26 protein-coding genes are annotated in these 26,112 nt (G+C 58.6%); 16 read left to right on the plus strand and 10 right to left on the minus strand.

The window, feature by feature from the left end; all coding sequences use genetic code 11:
• Positions 1–10 precede the first annotated feature (10 nt).
• Complete coding sequence (locus tag K5R88_RS12535; protein ID WP_008044401.1) at positions 11–946, minus strand: chemotaxis protein CheV; 936 nt, start codon at positions 944–946, stop codon at positions 11–13.
• 463 nt (positions 947–1,409) lie between these two features.
• Here K5R88_RS12535 and K5R88_RS12540 point away from each other — a divergent pair, with 463 nt between their 5' ends.
• From K5R88_RS12540 to K5R88_RS12550, 3 genes are all read left to right on the plus strand, one after another.
• The gene (locus K5R88_RS12540) at positions 1,410–1,880 is read left to right on the plus strand and encodes a hypothetical protein (RefSeq protein WP_008044399.1); all 471 of its coding nucleotides are present in this window, start codon (positions 1,410–1,412) and stop codon (positions 1,878–1,880) included.
• 345 nt (positions 1,881–2,225) lie between these two features.
• A complete protein-coding gene (locus K5R88_RS12545; protein WP_008030303.1) occupies positions 2,226–3,119 on the plus strand; it encodes a sensor histidine kinase in 894 nt (297 codons plus the stop codon).
• On the plus strand, positions 3,116–3,775 hold the full coding sequence (locus K5R88_RS12550; protein ID WP_032828800.1) for a response regulator: 660 nt from the start codon (positions 3,116–3,118) through the stop codon (positions 3,773–3,775). The genes K5R88_RS12545 and K5R88_RS12550 overlap by 4 nt, the downstream gene beginning before the upstream one ends.
• Here K5R88_RS12550 and yegS read toward each other — a convergent pair.
• Positions 3,759–4,676: a lipid kinase YegS gene (yegS, locus tag K5R88_RS12555; protein ID WP_226300261.1), complete on the minus strand. Its 918-nt coding sequence runs from the start codon at positions 4,674–4,676 to the stop codon at positions 3,759–3,761. The two genes, K5R88_RS12550 and yegS, sit on opposite strands and share 17 nt — an antisense overlap.
• 228 nt (positions 4,677–4,904) lie before the next feature.
• On the opposite strand from yegS, the gene K5R88_RS12560 reads away from it, so the two are divergent.
• Positions 4,905–5,213, plus strand: coding sequence for a hypothetical protein (locus tag K5R88_RS12560; protein ID WP_207285764.1), 309 nt, complete (start codon positions 4,905–4,907; stop codon positions 5,211–5,213).
• Between the two features lie 65 nt (positions 5,214–5,278).
• On the opposite strand, the gene K5R88_RS12565 is transcribed toward K5R88_RS12560, so the two are convergent.
• Positions 5,279–6,466 (minus strand): molybdopterin molybdotransferase MoeA, encoded by a 1,188-nt coding sequence (locus K5R88_RS12565; protein WP_226300063.1) that lies wholly within the window; start codon positions 6,464–6,466, stop codon positions 5,279–5,281.
• A gap of 22 nt (positions 6,467–6,488) precedes the next feature.
• Positions 6,489–7,028 carry a molybdenum cofactor biosynthesis protein B gene (moaB, locus tag K5R88_RS12570; RefSeq protein WP_008030315.1) on the minus strand — a complete coding sequence of 180 codons (540 nt, stop codon included), beginning with the start codon at positions 7,026–7,028 and terminating at the stop codon, positions 6,489–6,491.
• A gap of 81 nt (positions 7,029–7,109) precedes the next feature.
• On the opposite strand from moaB, the gene mobA reads away from it, so the two are divergent.
• Both mobA and K5R88_RS12580 read left to right on the plus strand, forming a co-directional pair.
• Positions 7,110–7,712 (plus strand): molybdenum cofactor guanylyltransferase MobA, encoded by a 603-nt coding sequence (gene mobA, locus K5R88_RS12575; protein WP_192227858.1) that lies wholly within the window; start codon positions 7,110–7,112, stop codon positions 7,710–7,712.
• 76 nt (positions 7,713–7,788) lie between these two features.
• The gene (locus K5R88_RS12580) at positions 7,789–8,010 is read left to right on the plus strand and encodes a YgdI/YgdR family lipoprotein (protein ID WP_008030318.1); all 222 of its coding nucleotides are present in this window, start codon (positions 7,789–7,791) and stop codon (positions 8,008–8,010) included.
• A 70-nt stretch (positions 8,011–8,080) separates the two neighbouring features.
• On the opposite strand, the gene K5R88_RS12585 is transcribed toward K5R88_RS12580, so the two are convergent.
• The 3 genes from K5R88_RS12585 to K5R88_RS12595 all read right to left on the minus strand — a co-directional run bounded on the left by K5R88_RS12585 (position 8,081) and on the right by K5R88_RS12595 (position 9,765).
• On the minus strand, positions 8,081–8,971 hold the full coding sequence (locus K5R88_RS12585) for a pseudouridine synthase (RefSeq protein WP_032832869.1): 891 nt from the start codon (positions 8,969–8,971) through the stop codon (positions 8,081–8,083).
• 71 nt (positions 8,972–9,042) lie between these two features.
• Positions 9,043–9,363, minus strand: coding sequence for a hypothetical protein (locus tag K5R88_RS12590; protein WP_008030323.1), 321 nt, complete (start codon positions 9,361–9,363; stop codon positions 9,043–9,045).
• 165 nt (positions 9,364–9,528) lie between these two features.
• A complete protein-coding gene (locus K5R88_RS12595; protein ID WP_207285760.1) occupies positions 9,529–9,765 on the minus strand; it encodes a glutaredoxin family protein in 237 nt (78 codons plus the stop codon).
• A 210-nt stretch (positions 9,766–9,975) separates the two neighbouring features.
• On the opposite strand from K5R88_RS12595, the gene K5R88_RS12600 reads away from it, so the two are divergent.
• The gene (locus K5R88_RS12600; protein WP_192227861.1) at positions 9,976–11,688 is read left to right on the plus strand and encodes a cation:proton antiporter; all 1,713 of its coding nucleotides are present in this window, start codon (positions 9,976–9,978) and stop codon (positions 11,686–11,688) included.
• A gap of 1 nt (position 11,689) precedes the next feature.
• On the opposite strand, the gene K5R88_RS12605 is transcribed toward K5R88_RS12600, so the two are convergent.
• Complete coding sequence (locus K5R88_RS12605) at positions 11,690–12,898, minus strand: ammonium transporter (protein ID WP_192227862.1); 1,209 nt, start codon at positions 12,896–12,898, stop codon at positions 11,690–11,692.
• Positions 12,899–13,203: 305 nt separating this feature from the next.
• Between K5R88_RS12605 and K5R88_RS12610 the strand changes: the two genes are divergently transcribed.
• The 9 genes from K5R88_RS12610 (at position 13,204) to K5R88_RS12650 (ending at position 24,680) form a co-directional block, all read left to right on the plus strand.
• Positions 13,204–13,518: a DUF883 family protein gene (locus tag K5R88_RS12610; RefSeq protein WP_008030332.1), complete on the plus strand. Its 315-nt coding sequence runs from the start codon at positions 13,204–13,206 to the stop codon at positions 13,516–13,518.
• Between the two features lie 2 nt (positions 13,519–13,520).
• Positions 13,521–13,910, plus strand: coding sequence for a phage holin family protein (locus K5R88_RS12615; protein WP_192227863.1), 390 nt, complete (start codon positions 13,521–13,523; stop codon positions 13,908–13,910).
• The gene (locus K5R88_RS12620; protein WP_223435042.1) at positions 13,907–14,248 is read left to right on the plus strand and encodes a hypothetical protein; all 342 of its coding nucleotides are present in this window, start codon (positions 13,907–13,909) and stop codon (positions 14,246–14,248) included. The genes K5R88_RS12615 and K5R88_RS12620 overlap by 4 nt, the downstream gene beginning before the upstream one ends.
• A gap of 124 nt (positions 14,249–14,372) precedes the next feature.
• Positions 14,373–15,536, plus strand: coding sequence for an EAL domain-containing protein (locus tag K5R88_RS12625; protein WP_008044374.1), 1,164 nt, complete (start codon positions 14,373–14,375; stop codon positions 15,534–15,536).
• 69 nt (positions 15,537–15,605) lie between these two features.
• Complete coding sequence (locus K5R88_RS12630) at positions 15,606–16,934, plus strand: deoxyguanosinetriphosphate triphosphohydrolase (protein WP_008044371.1); 1,329 nt, start codon at positions 15,606–15,608, stop codon at positions 16,932–16,934.
• A 175-nt stretch (positions 16,935–17,109) separates the two neighbouring features.
• Entirely contained in the window at positions 17,110–17,502 is a 393-nt protein-coding gene (locus K5R88_RS12635; protein ID WP_008044369.1) for a response regulator, read from the plus strand.
• 250 nt (positions 17,503–17,752) lie between these two features.
• A complete protein-coding gene (locus K5R88_RS12640) occupies positions 17,753–18,379 on the plus strand; it encodes a response regulator transcription factor (RefSeq protein WP_008030344.1) in 627 nt (208 codons plus the stop codon).
• An 8-nt stretch (positions 18,380–18,387) separates the two neighbouring features.
• Positions 18,388–21,687: a transporter substrate-binding domain-containing protein gene (locus K5R88_RS12645; protein WP_226300064.1), complete on the plus strand. Its 3,300-nt coding sequence runs from the start codon at positions 18,388–18,390 to the stop codon at positions 21,685–21,687.
• 50 nt (positions 21,688–21,737) lie between these two features.
• On the plus strand, positions 21,738–24,680 hold the full coding sequence (locus tag K5R88_RS12650) for an HD domain-containing phosphohydrolase (protein WP_226300065.1): 2,943 nt from the start codon (positions 21,738–21,740) through the stop codon (positions 24,678–24,680).
• On the opposite strand, the gene K5R88_RS12655 is transcribed toward K5R88_RS12650, so the two are convergent.
• Both K5R88_RS12655 and K5R88_RS12660 read right to left on the minus strand, forming a co-directional pair.
• Positions 24,681–25,163 carry a GAF domain-containing protein gene (locus K5R88_RS12655; protein WP_008030351.1) on the minus strand — a complete coding sequence of 161 codons (483 nt, stop codon included), beginning with the start codon at positions 25,161–25,163 and terminating at the stop codon, positions 24,681–24,683. It lies immediately after the preceding gene.
• A complete protein-coding gene (locus K5R88_RS12660; RefSeq protein ID WP_008030353.1) occupies positions 25,160–26,050 on the minus strand; it encodes an ATP-binding protein in 891 nt (296 codons plus the stop codon). Before K5R88_RS12660 ends, K5R88_RS12655 begins: the two co-directional genes overlap by 4 nt.
• Positions 26,051–26,112 lie beyond the last annotated feature (62 nt).

The raw sequence follows: 26,112 nt of genomic DNA on the forward strand, positions 1-26,112 counted from the left end.
TGTATCGTGATCAGGCAGGCACTTCGTCGAGCATCAGGCGCTGACGCACCACATCGACCAATTTGTCCGGCTGGAATTTGGAGAGGAAGTTGTCACAACCAACCTTCTTGACCATCGAGTCGTTGAAACTGCCGGACAACGAGGTGTGCAGAACCACGTAGAGGCCGCGCAGACGCGGATCGTTACGGATCTCGGTGGTCAGGCGATAGCCGTCCATTTCCGGCATCTCGGCGTCGGTAAAGATCATCAGCAATTTGTCGGTCATGTTCACGCCGGTATCCGCCCAGCCCTTGAGCATGTTCAGCGCTTTCAAGCCATCGCTGGCAATGTGCATCTTCACGCCCAACTGGCCGAGGGTGTCGCGCAACTGCGAGAGCGCCACGTTGGAGTCATCCACCAGCAGCACTTCACGGCCACGGGCGCGCTCCAGTATTGGATCGTCGAGTTTGTCGCGGGACACCTTGGCGTTGTACGGAACGATTTCGGCGAGGACTTTTTCGACGTCGATAATCTCTACCAACTGATCATCGACCTTGCTGATGGCAGTCAGGTAATGCTGACGGCCGGCGCTGGTCGGCGGCGGCAGAATGGCTTCCCAGTTCATGTTGACGATGCGGTCCACACCGCCAACCAGGAAAGCCTGCACGGAGCGGTTATACTCGGTGACGATGATCGTGCTGGTAGGGCTCGGCACCAGCGGACGCATGCCGATGGCCTGGGACAGGTCGATCACCGGCAACGTCTGGCCACGCAGGTTGACCACGCCGCAGACAAACGGATGGCGCTGGGGCATCAGGGTCAGTTTCGGCAGTTGCAGCACTTCCTGCACTTTGAAAACGTTGATCGCGAACAATTGCCGCCCAGCCAGGCGGAACATGAGAATTTCCAGGCGATTCTCACCCACCAGTTGCGTGCGTTGGTCTACCGTGTCGAGAATGCCGGCCATCAATGACTCCTGGTACTTGTTCTGATGAATTCACTAAAGAGGGTTATCGGCTGTTTTTTCAGGACCTTGACCCCGATGCAAAATGCCATGCTCAGGCATTGATGTCACATTAACATCATGCTTTACTGGCGCCATCACTTCATCTGCTTCACTCCCTGCGGCGCGACCCTGTTTCGTCCATTAGGTTCCCGTGCGTAAGGGATTCCCCTAGTAACAATCAGGCCCAACCTGATATTCGCAATATCCAATAGCCATTAATGTGACGCCATTCTCATTGCATGAACGGAGTCAGGCTTTTGTGTGCGATCGCAGGTCAGTGGCCATCCACCCTCTTGAACTCCTCCGCCTGCAGACAGCCCGGCTGGAGCGCGATCTCACGACGGCACGGCAACGCCATGGCGCAGATCATTCTCGCTGACACACACGACATTCCCTCATTTGACATGACGTTGTGGAGATAAGCATGCCGAACGACCGTAACGACTGGGCCAAGCGGTTCCCGGAGTTCCTCGCCGAAGCTGAAACACTCCTGGCCAAATCCGAGGAGTGCCTGAGTCATTTGCAACTGATCAGCAATGACAAGGACGCCATCGAATGCATGCTCAGCACCCTGCTCAAGCTGGCCAACAAGGCCGACGCCCTCGCCCTGGTCGCCGTTTCGGAGTTTTCGCTGCACATTCATGGCCTGCTGAACCATGCCCAAAACCACGTCGACCTGCATGCTCAGGCGCTGGATGCGTTGAAAGACTGCTTCACATTGATGGCCTGGCAACTCGAACTGATCGATCAGACCACCGGCCAACTCAGCCTCGACGACAGTGAACAAACCTCATTGATCGAAGCCTTTGCCTACCAGGTCGGGCAAAACCAGTTTCAGCCACCGGTTAATTCCAAACCGTTCCGGCTCGTTTCCTTTACGGAACGGCAGGCTTAATTTCACCCGATAATAACGCCGTGGTTCGTATTCATATTGCCAAGATGTCACTCTGTAACTTGATCACGCTCATGTCGCAATTGAATATTTCATGCCTGTCAACGACAGCCCGATACAAGTAACTATTCCCTTCCTGCCGATAAACTTTTCCATTGTGGAACTATCGTCCAAAACCTTTATTTCCTGACTCTATAGACATATATACCGAACGCGACCAACGGTATGTTAAGTGGTATTATGCCGACCATTAGTTGACGTCAATTAATGGCAGAGTGACTCAGACAGAGACCCGTCAGTCCATTAGACCGGTCTGCCCGCAGCGAACATCCATTGGCTCCATCCGTTATGTACGCCAGCCTCAAGTCAATCACCATGTGGCCCCCCTCCCGAGTAAACGCGCGTCGGTTCACGCTTTTGTTGTGTACCTGCTCGGCGCTCGGCAGCCTGCTGATCTATGGCCTGTCCACACGCTTGCCGCTAAGTCTGCTGCTGCTCAATATTGCAGCGCTGACGTGCGTCTGGGTGCAGCATCGCCTGTCGCGCAAGTCGATAAAGTTCGAGCCTCAAGAGCTCGCCGACCGTTTATTGAAGGTTCAGGAGAACGAGCGCCACCGGCTCAGTCGTGAACTGCATGACGATATTGGCCAGTTATTGACCGCGGCAAAACTTCAAAGTGATTGGCTCAGACGCCGAATGCCCGAAGAACTGCAAGAGCAATGCGCGGCGCTCTGCGACACGCTGGAAGAAACCCTGACCAAAGTGCGTGACGTATCGGCCATCCTCAACCCCAGACAGTTGACCAGCCTCGGGCTGGAAGCCAGCCTGCGTGCGCATTTGCTCAAGACACTGGGCAATACGACGGTGAACTGGAGCCTGGAATGCCATTCACGCTTGACCGGCATCCCCGAAGAAATGGCGGTGGCCGCCTTTCGAATCACCCAGGAAGCGGTGACCAACATACTGCGCCACGCCGAGGCGAAAAATCTGTTGGTCCGCCTGCAACGCCAGCCTCAAGGCTTGACGCTGTTGATCAGCGACGACGGCCTGGGGTTCGCGCCGGCGACGGATCCGGGTCGTGAGGGCCAGCGCGGAATGGCCGGAATGTCGGAACGTATCGATCAACTGGGCGGTACATTGACCGTCACCAGCGAACCGGGCAAAGGTACTCAAATCGAAGCTCTCTTCCCCTGGGCGCCACGTGCGCTCGAACGGGCCAGTACGAATAAGGTTATGCGTTGACTTGTAACTTACTTCTGGTGGATGACCACTCGCTTATCAGGGCTGGCGTGCGCGCTCTGGTGCTGGATATTCCCGGCTACGCCGTCATCGGCGAGGCCAATGACGGCTCGCAGCTGCTCGAAATGGTCGAGCATCTGTCCCCGGACATCGTGCTGCTGGATATTTCCATGAAGGAAACCGGTGGCCTTGAAGCCTTGCAGCGCCTCAAGCGCGTACGCCCGCAAAGCAAGGTACTGATTCTGTCGATGCACACCGACCCGGCGCTCATCATGCAAGCTCTGGAATCCGGCGCCCACGGTTACCTGCTCAAGGACACCACGGCCACCGAACTCGAACATGCCCTGGAAGCCCTGCGCAACAACGAGCGTTACCTGAGCCCGGCCATCGCCCATACGGTCATCAACCAGGCACTGACCCGCAACCAGAAACATCAGCCGGAACCCGCGGACTCGCACAACCTGACGGCACGTCAGCTGGAAATCCTGCGGCTGATTGTTCGCGGGAAATCCACCCGGGAAATCGCCAATGGCCTGGGTTTGAGTATCAAGACGGTCGAAACCCACCGCTCGCAAATCATGAAGCGCTTGCAGATTTACGACGTGGCAGGCCTGGTGCTGTTCGCCGTGCGCGAGCAGATCATCAGTCTGGACGACTGATCATTGCCGAAACGCTCAGCAGCGGCGAGTCCTCGGGCAAATGCACCCGCAGTGCTGCCGGGCGCGCCGAGAAACGCAAGCTGTCGCCTTCCAGTGGTTCACCATCGAGATTGATGTAAAGACCTTCCGAGACCTTGATCTCGACCCATGGCAGACGGGCGCGCACAAACATGCTGTCGATACCGAAGCCGTCGGAGAGCAAACTTTTCAACGTACCCACCACTTCCTGCGGTGCAGGCAGAATACTGATATCCAGCAGACCGTCATCCACCAGCGCCTGTGGGCACAGTACGTGACCACCGCCAGCCTGGCGGCCATTGCCGATGCCCAGTGCCAGCAGCTCGCCACTCCACTGAAAATCCGGGCCATGCAGCTCGCCATAGGCCGCATGCAACTCGCTGAAACGTGACAACCCCGTGAACAGGTAGGCCGCACCTCCAAGCACTTTCTTTAATTCCTCTGAGGTATTGGCCGTGACCTGACTGCCGAAGCCGCCCGTGGCCATATTCAGAAACACCTGCCCGCCGACCTCTCCCAGGTCGATGGCACACGGTTCAGTTTCCAGTAGATTCAAGGCTTGGGCGGGTTCCAGAGGCACACCGGCAGCGCGCGCGAAATCGTTGGCGGTTCCCAACGGCATCAGCACCAGGCTGGCCTGCGTCGACTGTGCAGCCATGGCTTCGGCAATATCACGCAACGTTCCGTCACCGCCCCCAGCGATGACCTGCCTGTAGCCCGCCGCCAGCGCCTCATCCACCAGGCGCCGTGCGTCGCCGGCCTCCCAGGTCAATCGAACAGCCAACTCCCAACCTTGTGCGCGCTTGCCCTCGACCGCCGCACGAACCTCCTCGTTGAGCGCCTGCTTGCCATGCAGAATCAACAGTGCCTTGCGTTCGCTCATTGTGATCACCCCCATGTTTGCATTCCGTATGGGAAATGTTGACCGCGATGCGCACCATAAAAGTCGCAGGAAACCGAATTATTTCAAGGAGTCCGGGATTGAGGTCCTACAAGGCGGGATTTTTTCTTACAAAACCTGAGGAATCGGCTCAATTGACCCACCCGTTTGATTGGTACACCTTGGTGGCTGCGGTTTATCAGTCATCAGCAGGAATTACAGGGACGTACCATGCAAAGCCATGACATCAGGTTACCGGGCATCCCGGTTGCACCACTCGCGGAAAGACGGGCCAAACAGCAAGCCGAATTCAATAAAAGTACAAAACCCACTGGAGAAGCCGAAATGGAACCTCGCGTCGTCGAACTGGAAACTCACCTCGAATACATCCGAAGAGACATGGATGAAGTCCGCAGTGACGTGAAGTCGATCAAACACCGGCTTGCCTATTCAGCCGGTGGCACTGCCGTGGTGCTCGGCCTTCTGGGCTGGATCGCCAACAGTCGTTTCGACCAGGTCGTGGCACTCATCGCACATTAGGCGTCAGCCATCAACGCAAACCCGGTTCGATCAACCGGGTTTGCGTGGCCAGCGTGAGACAGGTATCAGCCCAGAACTTCGCTCAGCGGGATGAAAGACACGCTGTCACCTTCGATCAGCGTGCGATCCTCCAGCACTTCAACCAGACCATCGGCCCAGGCTGCGCTGCGCAGTACACCTGAACTCTGATTTTTGTAGATGATCGCCCGGCCGTTTTCCAGACGTCCACGCAAGTACTCGCGTCGACTGCCGGCTTTGGACCAGTTAAACCCTGCCGGCACCTGAAATTTCAGCGGCTCAACCACTTTTACGCCTTGGCGGCGTAATAGATAGGGCCTTGCCAACAAGGCAAAGGTCACAAGGGTCGACGCCGGGTTACCGGGTAAACCAATGACCGGAACCCCACGGAAATGTCCGAAGGTCAGCGGTTTGCCCGGTTTGATAGCGAGCTTCCACAATGTCAGCTCGCCCTCCTCCCGTAAGGCAATGCCCAGAAAATCCGCTTCACCCACGGATACGCCACCGGTAGAGAGGATCAGATCGACGCTTGCCAAACTGGCAAGACGGGTACGAGTGGTCTCGAGGTCATCTGGAAGAATACCGGCGTCGATCACCTCACAACCCAATCGCTGCAACCAGCTGCAGAGCAACACACGATTGCTGTTGTAGATCTGGCCAGGTCCCAGCGGCTTACCCGGTTCAACCAATTCATCACCGGTGGACAAAACGGCGACGCGAACTTTGCGAATAACCTCCAGCTCTGCGCATCCCAGTGAAGCAGCCAGGCCCTGCTCAATTGGCCCAAGCCGCGTGCCAGCTGGCAGAATCATTTCACCGACGGTAGTTTCCTGGCCTTGTGGCCGGATGTTTTGTCCTGGCGCCAGGGCTTCGGTGAAACGGACTCGTTCATCCGCCTGGATTTCGGCGTTTTCCTGCATCTCTACGCAGTCGGCCCCAGCAGGAACCGGCGCACCGGTGAAGATTCGCGCACAGGTGCCGGGCGTCAAAGGCGGCGGAGCGTTGCCTGCAAAAATCTTCTGGCTGACCACCAACGGCTCTCCCGCCCAGTCGGCCGCGCGCAACGCATAACCATCCATTGCACTGTTGGGCCACGGAGGAAGATCAAGCGTCGAGATCAGGTCATCGGCCAGAACACGACCCTCAACCTGCGCCAGGGACAGGCGCTCACGCTCACGAATCGGCGTGGCTTCAGCCATTTCCAGCAAGCGCGCCAGTGCGACTTCGACAGCCATCAGACTGCCTGTCTTGCCTGGCTTACCCACGGGATTCACAGGGCTGTGCCTGTTTCAGATGAGGCACGAAATTGCATGGGCGGTGCCGCGAATCCAGTTGCTCAGCGAGAATACCGTCCCAACCGGTTCGCACAGCGTTGGTCGAGCCGGGCAAGCAGCAGACCAGCGTGCCATTGGCCAAACCGGCCAAGGCGCGGGACTGAACAGTGGAGGAGCCAATATCCGCCACCGATATCTGCCGGAAAAGCTCGCCAAATCCATCGACCTGCTTGTCCAGCAGGCAGCTCACCGCTTCGGGCGTGCTGTCGCGCCCGGTGAATCCCGTACCACCCGTGATCAGGACAACCTGCACCACATCGTCGGCAATCCAGTTGGCGACTTGCGCGCGGATTTTGTAGAGGTCATCTTTGAGCAGAACCCGAGAGGCCAGGTTATGGCCAGCAGCGATCAAGCGGTCAACGAAGACCTGGCCTGACGTGTCGGTTTCCAGAGTACGGGTATCGCTGACAGTCAGCACCGCGATGTTGAGCGGTGCGAAAGGTACATCAGCCTTGGCTTTCATAGGCTCGTCCAGTTGTAGGAGAAACAGCCCGGTGTTATATCACAGCGCCTCCTTTTTTCGCCGCCCCCATGGAGACCTGCCATGACCTCGAATACACATTTGCCACCCTGTTCCATTCTGCTCCTGGCAGGGGGGCGCGGCCAACGCATGGGCGGCCAGGACAAAGGGCTGATCGAATGGCACGGCGCGCCACTGATCGCGCATTTGCATCGCAAGACCCGTCCGTTGAGCGATGACCTGATCATCTCCTGCAACAGGAACCTGGAAAAGTATGCGCCCTACGCCGACCAGTTGGTCCATGACGACGAAGGCGATTTCCCCGGTCCGCTGGCTGGCATGCGTGCAGGCCTGAAGGCCGCTCGTCATGCGTATCTGCTGGTATTGCCTTGTGACGTACCGCGCATCGATGCCGCGCTGCTCCACAGCATGCGCGAAACCGCCAGCCAGCATCCGGACAAACCGCTGATGCTGCGCCATGACGGACACTGGGAACCCTTGCTGTGCATCATTCCGGTTGCCCTGCGAGAAGCGTTCGAAAGTGCCTGGAATGACGGCGAACGCAGCCCGGGGCGCCTCATGCGCAAACTGGGCGCCACGGCGTTGCAATGCCCCGACAACGATCCTCGCCTGGCCAACCTCAATACACCGGAACTGTTAAGTGCCCACAACACTGTGTCAGACTGACACGAGAATGAACTTGCACGTGTCGCGAACGTCTCAAGCTCAGTTACCAAAAGAATTCATATTCGGAGACACACTCATGACTCAACGGACCCTCGCCGCTTTCATGCTCGCACTCGGCCTCGCTACCCTTGCCGGTTGCGCATCGCCTGCAGTGATCACCTTGAATGACGGTCGCGAAATCCAGGCTGTCGACTCGCCAAAATACGATAAGGAATCGGGTTTCTACGAATTTGAACAGTTGGACGGCAAACAAACCCGCGTCAACAAGGATCAAGTTCGTACCGTCAAAGAGCTGTAATCTTTGCGGCACCAACCGGATACAGAAAAGCCCGCTTTATGCGGGCTTTTTCGTGGCTGAAAAACAGCCATCACCATTGCAGGGTGATAGCGCTCTCGAAGTCTCTTTCCTCACCCGTGACCGGGTCCACAAACCGAAGCCCTTGTGCGAGCAACTTCAACGGATTGGCATAGTCGTCTTCGACATCCTTGAGCACTTGCGGATAGAACGGGTCATTGCAGATGCTGGCCCCCAAAGCCGTCATGTGCACCCGCAACTGATGCTTCTTGCCTGTCACCGGGTATAGCGCATATCGCCAGAGATCGCCGTTCTTCTCCCTGACCTCGACGGCCGTCTCGGTATTGCTGGCGCCCGGTCCCTCTTGCATGCGAAAGAAAGGCTCGCCATCAACGAGCCGACTCTTGTGGACCAAGGGAAAGGTCAGTTCCGGCAATGCCCTGGCAATAGCCTCATAGCGCTTTTCGATCTGCCGCGTTGGAAACAACGACTGATACGCGGAACGGCTCTGAGGATTGGCTGAAAACAGCACCAGCCCCGCCGTATGCCGATCAATGCGATGCAACGGTACCAGGTGCGGGTTATCCAGCCGACGGATCAACCGTCGTAGCAGCGTCTGCTCGACATATTCACCCGCTGGCGTCACAGGCAGGAAATGCGGCTTGTCTGCCACCACCAGGTGCTCGTCCGCGTACAGAATCGACTCGACCACAGGGATCGGCTTTTCGTCCGGCACTTCCCGAAAGTAGTGAATCCGCAGGCCTTCCTTGTAAGGAAGATCAAGGGCGATTGGCGTACCGTGCCCGTCGAGGACGCGACCGCGGGCGATTCGATCCAGCCATTGCTCGCGACCGATGGCACTGAAGTGCTCGCACAGGCATTCAAGTACGGTCTGCCACGGGCCAGGCGGCAAGTAGAGCGTACTGGCCTGGCTGTGCGCAGCAGAAAAAGATGAAGTGGACATACGGAAGTTCTGACCCTCAATGCAGGACGGCATTATCCAACAGAGGCCGGACCGAACCTAGCAGAGAATCCTCAGGCCGGAATCGACTGCGTGCGCGCCGCCGCTTCAGTGAACTCCTTGAGCCAGCGCAACACATCGACCGCCTCCCAGCGACCCGGATCGTAAAGTGCGTACAACAAGCCCTGATAGCCCACGACGTCCAGCTGCCGGTGATAACCCGCGCGCTGGAACAGTGCTTCGATTTCAGCGAAACAGGTATTGAAATGCAGCTTGTTGAACGGTGTTTTTCCTTCCGTGACCAGGCCATCCAGACGCAACTCGTGGACGGCCTCACGCACTACGTCCACCGACATCCGGTTCACGCTGTTCTTCAACTGTTCGACATTGACCAAGATTCATCCCTCTGACTTCCGGGATCACCTGCCTGAATCCGCAATAAAGAGAACACGACAGGTGACCGGAATAACTGTATGCACATACAGTAACCGAATAACCTGCATTTCGCCAATGACCGAAACGAGAACAGCGACAGATGGGAATCGAGAAAAATGTCGAGGTCAGCGCAGGAACGCCACGACCTGGTCGGCACTGAATGGCCAACCCAGCTCAGCGCCGGTATCGACTCGCCGTAACACCGGAATTCGCAGGCTGTAGGCTTCGAACCATGATTCATCGTCAGCGATATCCACCAGCTCGACCAGCAGACCGTGCTCGACAAATTCCATCACTATGGCTTCGGCCACTTCGCAGAGATGGCACCCAAGGGTGCCGAAAAGCTGACATTCAGGAGGCATGAGCACAGAACCCGGTAAAGTGAGCGTTTATTCTAGGCCCGCTATAAGAAGCAGTCGAGCCAATGACTCAGGCGCCTTGGCAACGACGCATTTCCAAAGTTTTCGGCAACTCCCTGACTCAAATCACTCAAGCGCAATGTCACTTGCGCGATGCTCGCGGCTTTTTTTGCCTCTACGCTTGAGTAACTCGCACCTTGACCGGAGTTTTTTGTGTTCGCCAACCTGTTGATCATCCTCGCCTCCTCTCTGGTGGTTATTGCACTGTTCCAGCGCCTGCGCCTGCCACCGGTGCTGGGCTATCTGTGCGTGGGGTTGATGATCGGGCCGACTGCGTTCAACTGGGTCAATGAAAGCGAGGAGTTGCCCGACCTCGCCGAGCTGGGCGTGGTGTTCCTGCTGTTCTCCCTCGGGCTGGAGTTTTCCCTGACGAAAATGCTCGCGTTGCGCCACGTGGTGTTTCGGCTGGGCGGCCTGCAAGTACTGGTCACCGCGACATTGCTTGGGGGGGTGCTGATGTTGCTCGGCATGTCGGTAACCCCTGCGCTGCTGCTCGGTGCAGGTCTGTCGCTGTCGTCCACCGCCATTGTCAGCAAGGAGCTGGGCAGTCTCGGCGAGATTTTCAGCAGCCACGGCCAGAACGCCATTGCGGTGTTGCTGTTCCAGGACGTCGTGGCGGTGTTGCTGCTGACCCTGGTGCCGGTGTTCGCCGGGAACAGCGATCAGGCCTGGTACTGGGCGTTACCTGTGACGCTCGGCAAGACCGTTGTGCTGTTCGTCGGGCTGTTGCTGACCAGTCGCTGGTTGCTGCCGCGGCTGTTCCATGAAGTGGCGGCGGCCCGCTCCGCCGAGCTGTTTGTGCTGCTGGCGCTGGTCATTGTGCTGCTGACCGCCTGGCTGACTCACCTGCTCGGTCTCTCTCCTGCCCTGGGGGCGTTTCTCGCCGGCATGCTGCTGGGAGAAAGTCATTACCGCCATCAAATCGAGGCCGATATCCGTCCGTTCCGCGACATTCTGCTCGGGGTATTTTTCGTCAGCATCGGCATGTTGATCGACCTGCAGTTGTTCGCCAGCCACGGCCTGCTGATCCTCGGTCTGACCCTCGGTTTGCTGCTGATCAAAGGCTGCGTGGTCGCGCTGCTGGTCAAATGGCGCGGCAGCGATGTCGAAACCGCCTGGCGCAGCGGCCTGGCTTTGGCCCAGGGCGGCGAGTTCTGCTTCGCGTTGATGGCCCTGATGCAACAAAACAAGATGATGCCCGCCGACCTCGGCGGGCTGCTGCTGGCCGCGACCTTCTGCTCGATGCTGCTGACACCACTGTTGTTGCGTTCGGCGCCCCGCATCGCAACGCGCCTGCACCGCAAGCCCAACGAAGAAGCCAAGCTCGACGAAATAAGCGCGCTGAACGCCGGACTGCACAGCCATGTGGTGATCTGTGGCTATGGTCGCGTCGGTCAGTCGATCGGGCGAGCGCTGCGCAATGCGCTGCAGCCCTATATCGCGCTGGACACCGATCCGGTGCGTGTCCAGGAAGCCGCCGTGGGTGAAACCTGTGTGCACTATGGCGACTCACGACGCGGTGAACTGCTGCTGGCGGTAGGACTGGCGCGCGCCAGGCTGCTGGTGATTGCCGTGGACCAGGCCGATATCGCGTTACTGATTCTCCAGGAGGCGCGCCGATTAAACTCGACCGTTCCAATTCTGGTACGTACTCGGGACGACAGCCAACTGGCCGAGTTGAAAGCAGCCGGCGCCAGCGAAGTCGTGCCCGAATTGCTGGAGTCGAGCCTGATGCTCGCCTCCCACGCGTTGATCATGCTGGGTATACCCGCGCATCAGGTCCAAGAGCGGGCCGACCAGATACGGCATGACCGCTATCGCCTGCTGCACGGTTTTTATCCCGGTGCCGACGATGAAGAAACCTGACTCAGTCCTGGCTCACGGCGCCGATCTTGTGCACCGACAGGTCCGCGCCGTAATACTCTTCTTCCTGACTCAGGCGCAGGCCATGGAACGCCTTGATCACGCCATACACGGTGAAGCCGCCGGCCAGCGCCACGACCACCCCGAGGGAGGTTCCGATCAACTGACTGACCAGGCTCACCCCACCCAGGCCACCCAGTGCGCTCTGACCGAAAATGCCACAGGCGATCCCGCCCCAGACACCGCACAGACCGTGCAACGGCCAGACACCCAATACGTCATCGATGTGCCATTTGCCTTGCGCAGCGGTAAAGCACCAGACAAACAGCGCCCCGGCGATGGCGCCGGTCACCAGCGCGCCGACCGGGTGCATCAGATCGGAACCGGCGCAAATCGCCACCAGCCCGGCCAACGGGCCGTTATGCAGAAAGCCCGGGTCATTGCGCCCAACGATCAGCGCCGCCACGGTGCCGCCCACCATGGCCATCAGCGAGTTCACCGCGACCAACCCGCTAACGCCCTGCAAGGTTTGCGCGCTCATCACGTTAAAACCGAACCAGCCCACGATGAGAATCCACGAGCCCAGGGCCAGGAAAGGAATGCTCGACGGTGCGAACGCCACCAGGCGTCCCTCGCGATAGCGACCTTGCCTCGGCCCGAGCAACAACACCGCTGCCAGCGCCAGCCAGCCGCCCATGGCATGGACTACCACCGAACCGGCGAAATCATGGAAGCTGGCACCAAAGCGCGCGAGCAACCAGGCCTGCAAGCCAAAGTTGCCATTCCAGATCATGCCCTCGAAAAAGGGATAGATGAACGCCACGATCAACGCCGTCGCACACAACTGCGGAACGAACCGGGCGCGCTCGGCGATGCCGCCGGAAATGATTGCCGGTATGGCTGCGGCGAACGTCAGCAGAAAGAAAAACTTCACCAGGCCATAGCCATGATCGGCATTGATCACCGCCGCCGGTTGCATGAAGGTGACCCCGTAGGAAATCCAATAGCCTATAAAGAAGTAGGCAAGGGTCGAAATGGCGAAGTCGCTGAGGATCTTCGACAAGGCGTTAACCTGATTCTTCTGTCGAACCGTGCCGACTTCGAGAAAGGCAAAACCGGCGTGCATGGCCAAGACCATGACTGCACCGATCAGAATGAACAACGTGTTGGAGCTATGGACCAGACTGTCCACAGCGCTTTGCAGATTTTCCATGGAGTTGGCAGACCTGAAGGCTAAAAAAGCACCAAAGCAGTTCGCGCAGACAATTCATGCACCAAGTTGCAACTTCGCCGGATCAGTCCATTGATCCCGATGAGTCACTTTGGCGCACAAGGTTGGAACCTTTGCGCGAGGTTTCATTATTTGAGATAAGGTTTTGCTCGATTCTTGCCCAGCAACAGCGCAAACACGCGGGCTGACGCACCACGACATAGCAAAAGTTGTACCAGTCATTTGTACTGAACCTTCGCGCAAGGCTCATACTCGAACGCAACAGAAGCCACTTACGGAGATCACCAATGGCCAGCATCAAGGCAAAGACTGCTCAAGAAATCCTGATGAACGACTTCCAGACCCTGGTCAGCGACACCGAGCGGTTGCTGGAACACACCGCCACATTGGCCGGTGATCAGGCGGATGAGTTGCGCGAACAGATCCACGACAGCCTGCTGCGTGCACGCGAAACCTTGAAACTGACTGAAGACTCCCTGCGCGAACGCGGCAAGGCCGCCGTCACCGCCACTGAAGACTATGTTCAGGCCAACCCATGGCAATCGGTCGGGATCGCGGCCGGCGTGGGTTTCCTGATCGGTCTGCTGGCAACACGGCGCTGATTATGGCGATCGGTGAATCCGGCTCGTCCGCGACGGGCCCAAGCTCCTCATCGCGGCGCCTGGGTGCCGCTTTCCTTGGACTGCTGCACAGCCATGTCGAACTGTTCGGCATCGAATTGCAGGAACAAAAAGCCCGCACCGTCAGCCTGCTGCTGTTCGCAGGCCTGGCGCTGGTGTTTGCCTTGCTGTTGCTGGTGGGGTTGTCGACGCTGGTGTTGATCCTGTTTTGGGACACCTATCGCCTGCCCGCCATCATCGGGCTCTGCGTGTTCTACACCCTCGCGGCCATCTTCTGCGCGATGCGCTTGAGAGCAGCGATTTTCGATGAATCCTCGCCCTTCAATGGCACCCTGGAAGAACTGGCCAACGATCGGGAGCGCCTGCTGCCATGAGCCTGCCTGAACTGCCTCACAACAGCTCGCGCACGGAAATGCGCAAGGCGCTGATCCGTCTGCGCATGGAGATGCATCGCCAGGAAATCCGTCACGAATCCGCGCAACTGCTGCAACCCTTGCAACGTGTGCGCGGGATGACACAAAACCTGCAAGACGGCTTCGGCATCAAGCACGCCCCGCTCTGGGGCGTAGCGGCCGTGACCCTGCTGGGCTTTTTGACCGGCAAGGGCGCCAAGAGCGGTGGCGTCAGCACCCTGACTCGACTGGTTCGGCTAGGCACCACGCTGGGGCCGCTGATCAAGCTGATCCTGCAAGGCAACTCGCCCAAACACTGAAGCCACTAGCTGGCTGCATTCTTGCAACATCTCCGGGATGAACCTCTTTATCGAGGGGTTCAAACCTGCGCGCCTACCCGGCATCAGGTTTAATCCAAAAACAAGACCTTACTAAGGAGGCCTCGTGATCGACGGGCAACCGCTCGCCTGCTTTCAGCCGTTCATCGATACCGCCACCGGCCGTATCGCCGGCGTCGAAGCACTGGGCCGACTGCGTCAGGCCGACGGTCAATTGGCCTCGGTGGGTCCACTGTTCGCCGACCCGAGAACACCCGCCATCGCCCTGCGTCGCCTGGACCGCCAGATCCGCGATAACGCCCTGAGCCGTTTGCATGAAGCGCCCCCGGAGTGGTTTCTCAGCCTGAACATGTCACCGCGCTGGATCAGTCGCTTGCGTGCAGACCAGGCACTGCCGAGCCTCAAGCAATTGAGCCGGCACGGCGTCGACCCGCAGCGAATCGTGTTCGAGATCACTGAACTGGGCGGTGACATTCAGCGTCTGGCCGACGTGGTGGCGCGATACCGACACGCCGGCGCGCGAATCGCCATCGATGATTTCGGTGCCGGTTACTCACAGCTTGATCGCGTGCTGGCCCTGCAACCGGACATTCTCAAGCTCGACATGCGACTGTTCCAGGCCGCGGCGTTGGGCGGCCCCAGCAGCGACGTGGTCAAGGCCCTGGCGCAAATGGCGGAGAAAACCGGGTGTTGGATCATTGCCGAAGGGGTGGAAACCGAGGCTCAATTGAATTTTGCCCTGGAGTGCGGATCGCGCTATGTGCAGGGTTTTCTGTTTGCCCGCGCGCAAGCAGACTTCTTCGCCACCGACGCCTTCGTCGAACGCTTCGCCCAGCTGCGTCAGCGCTATGTACAGCAAAAACTGACTGAGCGCGGTCGCCTGATGAGCATGCGCCAGCAACTTTGCGAGCTGATGGCGATTCTGCAAGCCTGGGCCCAGGCCAGCGCACCGCTCAGCGCATTGCCACAATTGGACGCCTTTCCCTGGCTCTTGCGTTTCTATCAATGCGACCGCCACGGCACCCAACTGACACCCAACCTCGAATGGCGCAACAGCGGCTGGGAAGCCGACGATCGCTACCTGGGCCATAACTGGTCATGGCGTCCGTACTTTTATCATTTGCTGGCGGAGGGTTGGGATGAGCGCCGACTGACGCTTTCCAACACTTACCGCGACGCCACCAGCAACCAGTACTGCCTCACCGCCGGGCAATTTTTCGCCAACGGCGAGCGACTGCTGCTCATCGACATCGACGCTGCGGGGCTGTAGTTCCGCTTGCAGGTCCTGACGCGAACCGGGAAGCTTAAGGCATCAGTCACCTGACGGAGAGAATCAGCCTTGGATTGGCAAACCCTGCTTACCCGCGAACGCCTCGGAAAGCCGCTGCACAGCCCGGAAGAACTCGGCCGCAGCCCTTTCCACAAAGACCACGACCGCATCATTTTCTCGGGAGCGTTTCGCCGCCTCGGACGCAAGACCCAGGTGCATCCGGTCACCAGCAACGATCACATCCACACGCGCCTGACCCACTCGCTGGAAGTCAGTTGCGTCGGCCGCTCGCTGGGCATGCGTGTCGGTGAAACCATCCGCAGCGCCCTGCCCGACTGGTGCGAACCCAGTGACCTGGGCATGGTGGTGCAATCCGCTTGCCTGGCCCACGACATCGGCAACCCGCCCTTCGGCCACTCCGGCGAAGACGCGATCCGTCACTGGTTCCAACAGGCTGCCGGCCGCGGCTGGCTGGATGCAATGAGCGAAGCCGAACGCAATGACTTCCTCAACTTCGAAGGCAACGCCCAAGGTTTCCGGGTGCTCACCCAACTTGAGTACCATCAGTTCGATGGCGGTACCCGGCTGACCTACGCCACGCTGGGCACTTACCTGAAATACCCATGGACGGCCATGCACGCCGATTCGCTGGGTTACAAAAAGCACAAATTCGGCTGCTATCAGAGTGAGTTGCCGCTGCTGGAGCAGATCGCCCATAAACTCGGCCTGCCGCAACTCGAAGAGCAGCGCTGGGCCCGCCATCCGCTGGTCTATCTGATGGAGGCCGCCGATGACATCTGCTACGCGCTGATCGATCTGGAAGACGGTCTGGAAATGGAGTTGCTGGAGTACGCTGAAGTCGAGTCCCTGTTGCTGGACCTGGTCGGCGACGATCTGCCGGAAACCTATCGCCTGCTCGGCCCGAGTGACTCGCGCCGACGCAAACTGGCGATCCTGCGCGGCAAGGCCATCGAACACCTGACCAACGCCGCCGCCCGCGCTTTTGTCGAGCAACAGGATGCATTGCTGGCCGGTACACTGCCCGGTGATCTGGTGGAGCACATGCACGGTCCGGCCAAGCGTTGCGTACTGAATGCCAAGGACATGGCGCGCAAGAAAATCTTTCAGGACAAGCGCAAGACCCTACACGAAATCGGTGCCTATACCACGCTGGAAATCCTGCTCAACGCCTTCTGCGGCGCAGCCCTGGAACAGCACAACGGGCGGGCACCTTCGTTCAAGAGTCGTCGCATCCTCGATTTGCTGGGTAACAACGCGCCAGACCCTCACGGTCCATTGCACACGTCGTTCCTGCGCATGATTGACTTCATCGCCGGCATGACCGACAGCTATGCCAGCGAAATGGCCCTGGAGATGACCGGACGTTCGAGCCACTGACGAGAGCAGGTTGATCAGCCATTACGCCGCCTGAAATGGCTGATCAGCCTCCCAACGCCCAAGTGCACTCAACGCTCGCTGAATCGCCCTACACCTCACGTCGAGCAAGCTGATCGATTACTCGGAATACTCGCGAAATAATCACGCGTCCCAGAGACGAAGCGTGAGTAACTCCATGTTCAAAGACGACCTGCGCATCCTGCTGGTGGAAGATCATCCCTTTCAACTCAGGGCAACTCAGTACCTGCTTGAAAGTTACGGCTTCACTCAAGTGACCACCACCGACAGTGCCAAAGGCGCGTTGCAGCAAATGTTCAGGGCTGTGCAACCGTTCGATATTCTATTGTGCGATCAATGTTTGCCCGACCTTCCCGGACTTGATCTTGTCCAGTTCGCCAGTCATCGAGGAATGATCAGGCAGGCCATACTGTTAAGCAGCCTGAGTTGTACAGAACTTGATGAAATTGAGAAAACAGCCAACGAGCGGGGGCTACCCTTACTTGGTTATTTGATCAAACCCTTGAAACAATCCGAATTCAGAAACTTATTGACCTTGGCCTCATTATAAAAACAGCACAAGTGCGATAACTGCTTTTCGATACACAACTTGAAAACAACAAATAAAAACTCCCAACAGACTGACTGACCACACGCAACTTCCAGCCATCTTCATTAAAAACCTAGTTGATTCGTAGCCCCTTTCCTATTCGCTTGTAGGATTATTCCTATATTGCTGCTTGAGGTCTGTCAGTTCATGCGTCCCCTCAACTATCTGAGCTAAGGTGCGCGCTTTATTAGAGCTCGTATGGGATTTGATTATGAACTCCGTTTTTATTGTCGACGATCACCCCGTCATCCGTCTCGCCGTCCGAATGTTGCTGGAGCACGAAGGCTACAAAGTCGTCGGCGAAACCGACAATGGGGTCGATGCCATGCAGATGGTTCGCGAATGCATGCCCGACCTGGTCATTCTCGATATCAGCATTCCGAAACTGGATGGCCTCGAAGTTCTCGCCCGCTTCAACGCAATGAGTACCCCCCTGAAAACACTGGTATTAACTGCACAGTGCCCGACACTTTTCGGTATTCGCTGCATGCAGTCCGGTGCTTCAGGTTATGTATGCAAACAGGAAGACCTGAGTGAACTGGTGAGTGCTATCAAAGCAGTATTGTCCGGTTACAACTATTTCCCGAGCCAGGCCCTGAATCCTGTTCGCGGCGATGAGGTGCGCTGTGCAGAACTGGAACTGTTCAAGTCAGTCAACGACCGAGAGCTGATGGTGTTGCAACTTTTTGCCCAGGGCCGCACCAACAAGGAAATTGCCAAAGGCATGTTTCTCAGCAACAAGACTGTGAGCACCTACAAAAAAAGACTCATGCAAAAACTCAGAGCCAAATCCCTGGTTGAACTCATCGAGATGGCAAAACGTAACGCATTGGTGTGAGACACAGGATGCCCAGTCGCATAAAGGATTATCTGCTACTCATGGCCGCCGTATGCCTGACCTCTTCGGTGCTTGCCGCACAGCCAGCCAGCGAGCACTACAACCTGCTCAGTCGCTCAACGGCCGGACACCTGGACGTCCAACTGGATCAAGCACAACAACAATGGATCAGCGGTAAACGGCAACTGATTCTCGGCACGTCAGCGCCGGACTACCCACCTTTCGACCTGACCGTCAGCGGCCAGGATTACGAAGGTTTCACCGCCGATTACGCGGGCCTCCTCGGCAAGGCCATCGGTTTGCCGATCAAGGTGCAGCGCTTCGCGTCCCGAGGGGCTGCGATCAAGGCGCTCGAAAAAGGCGAGGTCGATCTGCTCGGCACCGCCAATGGCTTCGAGGCTCACAACGCCGATATCGTGCTTTCAACCCCCTACGCCGTGGACCAGCCGGTTCTGGTGACACGGGAAGGAGAAACCCGATCCCTGACCGACGGCCTCGCCGGTCTGCGGCTGAGCATGGTGTATCACTATTTGCCGCTGGAGGAAGTCCGGGCCCTGTATCCCAAAGCCATCATCACGTCTTATCCGTCCTACCAGAATGCAATCAATGCCGTGGCTTTCGACCAGGCTGACGTCTTCCTCGGCGACACCATCTCGACCCACTACATGATCAACAAGGGTTACCTGAACAATATCCGCATGGCCAACTTCGGCAAACATGAGGCCCACGGATTCAGTTTTGCCGTGCACAAAGACAACCCGGAACTGCTCGCAATCATCAACGCGATGCTCATGGCCATCCCCGCCAGCGAGCGGGAAAACATTGCCGAACGCTGGAGTGCCGGCAGCGACATTCTGCTCACCGACCAGAAACTGCAGCTCACCCACCTCGAAGAACGCTGGCTCGCGCAACATCCGGTGGTGCGCGTGGTGGTCAATGAAGCCTATGCACCGCTGACGTTTTTCGACAGCGATGGCAACTTTCGCGGCGTTACCGCAGACCTGCTTGAACTGATCAGATTGCGTACCGGCCTGCGCTTCGATATCCGACGCAGCCGAAGCGATGACGAGATGATCAAACAGATCAAAGATCATCAGGCCGACGTGATCGCCGCCCTGCTCCCCAGCGATGAACGTGAAACGATCCTGAACTTCACCCGTCCCTATCTGCAAAACTCCTTTGTGTTGCTGACGCGCAAAGCCGCCGACAGCCCGACCAACCTTGAGCAACTGCAAGGCAAGCGCCTGACCATCGCCCAAGGCAATCCACTGGTGGATTACCTGCGTAGGGAGTTCCCGCGAATCAAGCTGATAGAGACGCCAGACACGTTCAGCGCGGTTGAGTTGCTCGCCGAAGGCAAAGCCGAAGGTGCGGTGAACTCACTGGTGATCGCCAACTACTTCATGTCATCGCGTCTCTTTGAACACACGCTTCAGATCAGCACCACCATCGGCACCCGCCAGGCCGCGTTCTCGCTGGCGACCGGGCAAGACGCCAAAGAACTCAACGCCATCCTCAACAAGGCGCTGCTGAGCATCGCGCCGGAAGAGCTCGGCATCATCAACAGCCGCTGGCGTGGCTATTCGGCTTCATCGCAAAGTACCTGGCGCAACTACCAGCGATTGTTCTATCAGATCGTTATCGGTGCCGGCGTGCTGCTGCTGATTTCCGCGGCGTGGAACGCTTACATGCGTCGCCAGATAAAACAACGCCAGGCGGCTGAGCGTGCGTTGAACGATCAATTGCGTGAACGGCGGCAACTGTTCGACGAGCTGCGCTGCGCGAAAGATCGCGCCGATGAAGCCAACCGGGCCAAAAGCACGTTCCTGGCGACCATGAGCCATGAGATCCGCACCCCGATGAATGCCGTCATCGGCATGCTCGAACTGACGCTGAGACGGATCGATCGCAACCATCCGGATCGCCCGGCCATCGACGTGGCGTACAACTCAGCGAAGGACCTGCTGGCACTGATCGGGGACATTCTCGACATCGCCCGCATCGAATCCGGGCGCTTGAGCCTGAGCCCGCAACACGTCAATCCGCTTGAAATCATCGGCTCGGTTGCAAGGATCTTCGATGGGCTGGCCCGCCAGAAAAACCTCGATCTGCGACTTGAGTTCAACCCGGCCAACCCGCCCGTCGGTGTCCTGCTGGACCCAATGCGTTTCAAGCAGGTGCTGTCGAATCTGGTCAGCAACGCCATTAAATTCACCGAGCAAGGCGAGGTCAGAATCACCGTTGAGTTGCTCCCGGGCACCGAGCCCGGGCACATCCGGATGCTGTTGCTGGTTGAGGACAGCGGCATCGGCATCAGCGAGCAAGATCAGCAACGCCTGTTCGAACCTTTCGCCCAGGCCAATGACCAAGGGCAGGCCGGCAGAGGCGGCGCCGGGTTGGGTCTGGTGATCAGCCGAAGCCTGTGCGAAATGATGGGCGGCAGCCTGCATTTGAGCAGCCAGCCGGGGGTAGGCACGCAGGTTCAGGTTTCGCTGCACCTGGCCACAGTGCCCGTCGAACAGGTGCCGAAAGCTGCCGAAGTGCCCATCCACACGACGACGCCCTTGAACGTTCTGGTGGTCGACGATCACCCGGCCAATCGCTTGCTGATGTGTCAGCAACTGGAGTTTCTGGGGCATCGATTCAGCGTCGCAGAAGACGGCGAAGCTGGACTGGAAGCGTGGAAAAACGGGCTGTTCGATCTGGTGATTGTCGATTCCAACATGCCGATCATGAACGGATACGAGCTGACCCGCGCCATTCGCCGCCATGAACAGCATTCGAAACGACCGCCCTGCACCGTGCTCGGCTTCACCGCCAACGCACAGCCCGAAGAGCTACTGCGCTGCAAACAAGCCGGGATGGACGACTGCCTGTTCAAGCCACTGACGCTGACCGCGTTAAGCGAATGGGTGGCCGGCATCAAACCGCCCGTTCGCGATCCCGCCTTCAGCCTGCAAGGTCTGCACCTGTTGACCGGTGGCAATCCCGTGATGGACAGGCGATTGTTGACCGAGCTGCAGAGCAGTAACCGCCAGGACCTGCTAGCGCTGCGGGCATTATCCCGGTCAAAAGACCCGCGGGCTTTTCTCGACATCGCCCACAAAATCAAGGGCGCCGCGCGCATTGTCCAGGCCACCCGTTTGATGGACAGCTGCGAGGCGCTTGAGCAGGTCTGCCATGGCGTCTTCCATCAAGAAGAAGTGGCGCAATGCTGCAAAGCCATGGAGCGCGCCATGCTTGAACTGGAACAGGCATTGCAGCAACAAATTGGGCAAAACGACAAAAGCAGAATGACGGAGCCTTAACTATGCTTGGGCGCTGAGCAGTGTGTTAAACATCATGGAGAGACCCCGCAATGACCAGCCCACTGCGCCCGGATCAACGACGGTTTCCCCTGCACGTCCATATCAGCGTGATGTTCACCTTCCTGTTGCTGCTGACTGGCGTGGTGCTGGGCATTTTCAACTATGGGCAAACCACGCAAATCATTCTGTCCAGCAGTGAGAAGCTCTTCGAGCGCATCGAGCAGGATGTCCGCCTGGACCTGCACGCCACCTATGGGCCCATTCGCCATCTGTTGAGCCTGTTGGTGTTCAACCCGGCGGCGCAGGCGCCTGACCTGGAACAGCGCCTGGCATTGCTCAAACCCTTCAGCCAGTCGCTCAAGGACAATCCTGACCTGGCCTCGCTGTATCTGGGTTACGACAACGGTGATTTCTTCATGGTTCGCCCCTTGCGAACCGCCGCCCTGAAAGCGCTGCTCAAAGCCCCGGACAAGGCGGTTTATCAAGTCTGGAGCATCGAGCAAAACCGCGGCCCGGTGCATTCCCAGTCATTGTTTTTCGATCAGGACCTGAACCTCCTCAGCCGTCACGACAACCCCGACGACACCTACGATCCGCGCACCCGCGCCTGGTACTCCAGCGCTCGCGGCGACAGCGATCAGATCACCACCGAGCCCTACCTCTTTTTCTCCACCCGCAATGTCGGCACCACCCTCGCCCGGCGCAGCGGCGAGCACGCCATCATGGGCGCCGACCTGACCCTGGCGGAACTGTCCGCGACGCTGGCCAAGCACGTTGTAACCCCCCATACCGAAATCGTGCTGTTCGATGCCCAGGGCAATGCCATCGCATACCCCGACAGCAACAAACTGATCGTCGACGATCAGACCGCACGCCTGAGCAAGGCCGCCGACCTGAGTCCCGGCCTTGGCGCATTGCTGAACAACCCGCCAACAGGCAATCGGCTGAGGGCCGCCGGCCGGCAGTGGATCGTTGCCCGCAGCAGCATGCAGGAAGGTGGTCCGCAGGGGCTGCAACTGGCGCTGCTGGTACCGGAAGACGAATTGCTCGCCGATGCCTACCGCATGCGTTGGCAGGGCGCGCTGATTACGCTGGCCACGTTGCTTTTGTGCCTGCCCTTGGGCTGGTTGACCTCCAGAATTCTGGTCACCCCCCTGCGTGCTCTGGTGCAGGAAGCCGATGCGATTCGCAGTTTCAATTTCAAATTTCCGGCCTCCCGTCGCTCTCCGGTACTCGAAGTCGACCAACTGAGCGTGTCGATGGCGCGCATGAAAGACACCCTGGCGAGTTTTTTCCGGATCACCGACAGCCTGAGCGCCGAGACCCGGTTTGCCCCCTTGCTGGAAAGGGTGTTGTTCGAAACCGTGAAAATCGGACAGGCCCAGGCGGGCCTGATCTATCTGCGGGAAAATGACGGCGATCGCATGACACCTCATGGCCTGGTCATCAACGACATTTCACAGGCATTGCCCTCATTCGACATTCGCAGCCATGAACTCCAGGACCCACAGAGCCCTGCCTGGCTACAGCAGCTGTCGCATGCCGACAACGTGGTCACCAGCCTCGGTTTCGAACAGGTGGGGGATTTGCAGAAAGTGTTGCTGACGATGGAATGCCCGCGGGTGCATCTGATCGGTATCCGCCTGCACAATCGCCATAACGAAACCGTGGGCCTGCTGGTCCTGTTGCTGGCGGACAGCGGCGATCAAAGTGATCTGGAAAAGCTTCGTCCGGACCGTATCGCGTTCCTTCAGGCTGTGTCCGGCGCGGCCGCCGTGAGTATCGAAAGTCAGCGCCTGCAAGCCAAACAAAAACAGCTGCTGGACGCGTTCATTCAACTGCTGGCCGGTGCCATCGACGCGAAAAGCCCTTACACCGGCGGCCATTGTCAGCGAGTGCCGGCGCTGACGTTGATGCTCGCCCAGGCTGCCGCGGCGAGTCAGGACCCGGCCTTCAGCAGTTATCAACCGACCGAGGACGAGTGGGAAGCGCTGCACATCGCCGCTTGGCTACATGATTGCGGCAAGGTCACCACGCCGGAGTACGTGGTCGATAAAGCCACCAAGCTGGAAACCCTGAACGACCGTATCCACGAAATCCGCACCCGCTTCGAAGTGCTCAAGCGCGATGCCTGGATCAGCTACTGGCAAGCCGTTGCCCTGGGCGGTGACGAGCAGCACCTGGCGGAACTGCGCGATGCCACTCTGGCGGCGCTGGACGATGATTTCGCGTTTGTTGCCCGCTGCAATCTGGGTGGCGAGGCGATGGCCGAGTCCGATTTGCAACGCCTGCGCAACCTGGCCCAGCGCACCTGGACCCGAACCCTTGATGACCGGCTGGGCGTTTCCTGGGAAGAGAACCGGCGTCAGGCGAGAACATCGGCGCCGACCCTGCCGGTCAGCGAGCCGCTGCTGGCGGACAAACCGGAGCACCTGTTCGAACGCGCCGAAGGCGAGCTGATGCCGGAAGACAATCCCTGGGGTTTCAAACTCGATGTGCCCCGCTACAAGTACAACCGGGGCGAGCTCTACAACCTGAGCGTTGCCCGAGGCACGTTGACGCGCGAGGAGCGTTACATCATCAATCACCACATGGTGCAGACGATCCTGATGCTCAGCCACCTGCCCTTCCCCGGCCACCTCAACAACGTCGCGGAAATCGCCGGCGGCCACCACGAAAAAATGGACGGCACCGGTTATCCAAAACAGTTGAAGCGCGAGGAAATGAGCCTGCCGGCACGGATGATGGCGATTGCCGATATTTTCGAAGCGCTGACCGCCGCCGATCGTCCCTACAAGAAAGCCAAGCCGTTGAGCGAAGCACTGGGCATCATGGCCACCATGTGCCGTGACGCCCACATCGACCCGGAGCTGTTCAGGCTGTTCATCAACGCCGAAATCTACCGGCAATACGCCGAGCGATTTCTCGATCCGCAACAGATCGATGCCGTAGACCCGCCAGGCCTGCTGGCCAAGGCAGGCTTGAGGGGGTGATCAGCAGTCGGTCAGGCGCAGGAAGATGGCCGCCAGCTTTTCAATCCCGGCTTGATCGTGTTCGGTGAAGCGCGCCAGTTTCGGGCTGTCGAGGTCCAGCACGCCGATCAGGCGGCCGTCCTTGACCAGCGGCACAACCAGTTCGCTGTTCGACGCGCTGTCGCAGGCGATGTGCCCGGGAAAGGCGTGCACGTCTTCGACCAACTGAGTCTGCAACGTCGCCGCCGCTGTCCCGCACACGCCACGACCGAACGGGATGCGCACGCAAGCGATCTGCCCCTGGAACGGACCCAGCACCAGCTCTTCATTGCGATTGAGGTAGAAACCGGCCCAGTTCAAGTCATCGAGCTGGTTGTACAGGAACGCGGAAAACTGTGCGGCATTGGCGATGAAATCACGCTCGTCCGCCAGCAAGGACTCCAGCTGCGCGTGCAGCATGCCGTAGCCTTCCAGGCCTTGGCCGCTTTGTTGTAAATCGATCATGCCTTGTGCTCCAACAGCTTGAGCCCGACCCAATAGCGGGCAAATTGATAGGCGCAACGTCCGTTGCGATTGCCTCGGCCGGTGGCCCAGCGCACCGCGAGGATGTCCAGTTCTTCGTCACGCTGCCACTTCAGGCCGGCCTTGTCGGCCAGCTGACCGATCCAGTGCTCGACCACATTAAGGAAGTGTTCCTGCGTAAACGGATAGAACGACAACCACAGACCGAAACGGTCCGACAGCGCGATCTTGTCTTCCACAGCCTCGCTGGGGTGCAATTCGCCGTCGACCCTTTTCCAGTTTTCGTTATCGCTTTCCTTTTCCGGCACCAGGTGGCGACGGTTGGAAGTGGCGTACAGCAAAACGTTGTCCGGCGCCTGTTCGAGAGAGCCGTCGAGCACGCTCTTGAGCACGCGATAGTCGCCCTCGCCCGCCTCGAACGACAGGTCATCGCAGAACAGCACGAAACGTTGGGGCAGTTTGGCGATTTGCTCGACCACACGCGGCAAGTCGGCCAAGTGATCACGTTCGATCTCGATCAGTCGCAGACCGGTCTTGGCGTGTTCGGCCAGCAACGCGCGCACCAGCGACGATTTACCGGTGCCACGCGAGCCCCAGAGCAACGCGTGGTTGGCTGGCATGCCGTCGAGGAATTGTTGAGTGTTTCGGCCCAGTTGCTCTACTTGGCGGTCAACACCGATCAGGTCGGACAACCGCGTATCGAGGCTGACCTGCAGCGGCAGCAGAAAACCGCTGCGCCCTTCCCGCTGCCAGCGTGCGGCCAGGCAATGCGTCCAGTCGATGGCTTGCCGAGGTGCGGGCAAGAGCGGTTCGATACGGGCCAGAACGGCATCGGCGCGTTCAAGAAAAGCATTCAATCGGGAATCCACGTCTTCTCCTCGGGCACGTTCACAGTAATGATGGCGCTACAGCGACGAAATACAGCATTCAC

The sequence above is a fragment of the Pseudomonas sp. MM213 genome (genome assembly GCF_020423045.1).
GTDB classification, from domain to species: Bacteria; Pseudomonadota; Gammaproteobacteria; order Pseudomonadales; family Pseudomonadaceae; genus Aquipseudomonas; species Aquipseudomonas migulae.

Coding starts and splice junctions, on each gene's coding strand:
- K5R88_RS12535 (WP_008044401.1), bottom strand. CDS start 946: ATGGCCGGCATTCTCGACACGGTAGACCAACGCACGCAACTGGTGGGT.
- K5R88_RS12540 (WP_008044399.1), top strand. CDS start 1,410: ATGCCGAACGACCGTAACGACTGGGCCAAGCGGTTCCCGGAGTTCCTC.
- K5R88_RS12545 (WP_008030303.1), top strand. CDS start 2,226: ATGTACGCCAGCCTCAAGTCAATCACCATGTGGCCCCCCTCCCGAGTA.
- yegS (WP_226300261.1), bottom strand. CDS start 4,676: ATGAGCGAACGCAAGGCACTGTTGATTCTGCATGGCAAGCAGGCGCTC.
- K5R88_RS12560 (WP_207285764.1), top strand. CDS start 4,905: ATGCAAAGCCATGACATCAGGTTACCGGGCATCCCGGTTGCACCACTC.
- K5R88_RS12565 (WP_226300063.1), bottom strand. CDS start 6,466: ATGGCTGTCGAAGTCGCACTGGCGCGCTTGCTGGAAATGGCTGAAGCC.
- moaB (WP_008030315.1), bottom strand. CDS start 7,028: ATGAAAGCCAAGGCTGATGTACCTTTCGCACCGCTCAACATCGCGGTG.
- mobA (WP_192227858.1), top strand. CDS start 7,110: ATGACCTCGAATACACATTTGCCACCCTGTTCCATTCTGCTCCTGGCA.
- K5R88_RS12580 (WP_008030318.1), top strand. CDS start 7,789: ATGACTCAACGGACCCTCGCCGCTTTCATGCTCGCACTCGGCCTCGCT.
- K5R88_RS12585 (WP_032832869.1), bottom strand. CDS start 8,971: ATGTCCACTTCATCTTTTTCTGCTGCGCACAGCCAGGCCAGTACGCTC.
- K5R88_RS12595 (WP_207285760.1), bottom strand. CDS start 9,765: ATGCCTCCTGAATGTCAGCTTTTCGGCACCCTTGGGTGCCATCTCTGC.
- K5R88_RS12605 (WP_192227862.1), bottom strand. CDS start 12,898: ATGGAAAATCTGCAAAGCGCTGTGGACAGTCTGGTCCATAGCTCCAAC.
- K5R88_RS12610 (WP_008030332.1), top strand. CDS start 13,204: ATGGCCAGCATCAAGGCAAAGACTGCTCAAGAAATCCTGATGAACGAC.
- K5R88_RS12615 (WP_192227863.1), top strand. CDS start 13,521: ATGGCGATCGGTGAATCCGGCTCGTCCGCGACGGGCCCAAGCTCCTCA.
- K5R88_RS12620 (WP_223435042.1), top strand. CDS start 13,907: ATGAGCCTGCCTGAACTGCCTCACAACAGCTCGCGCACGGAAATGCGC.
- K5R88_RS12635 (WP_008044369.1), top strand. CDS start 17,110: ATGTTCAAAGACGACCTGCGCATCCTGCTGGTGGAAGATCATCCCTTT.
- K5R88_RS12640 (WP_008030344.1), top strand. CDS start 17,753: ATGAACTCCGTTTTTATTGTCGACGATCACCCCGTCATCCGTCTCGCC.
- K5R88_RS12645 (WP_226300064.1), top strand. CDS start 18,388: ATGCCCAGTCGCATAAAGGATTATCTGCTACTCATGGCCGCCGTATGC.
- K5R88_RS12650 (WP_226300065.1), top strand. CDS start 21,738: ATGACCAGCCCACTGCGCCCGGATCAACGACGGTTTCCCCTGCACGTC.
- K5R88_RS12655 (WP_008030351.1), bottom strand. CDS start 25,163: ATGATCGATTTACAACAAAGCGGCCAAGGCCTGGAAGGCTACGGCATG.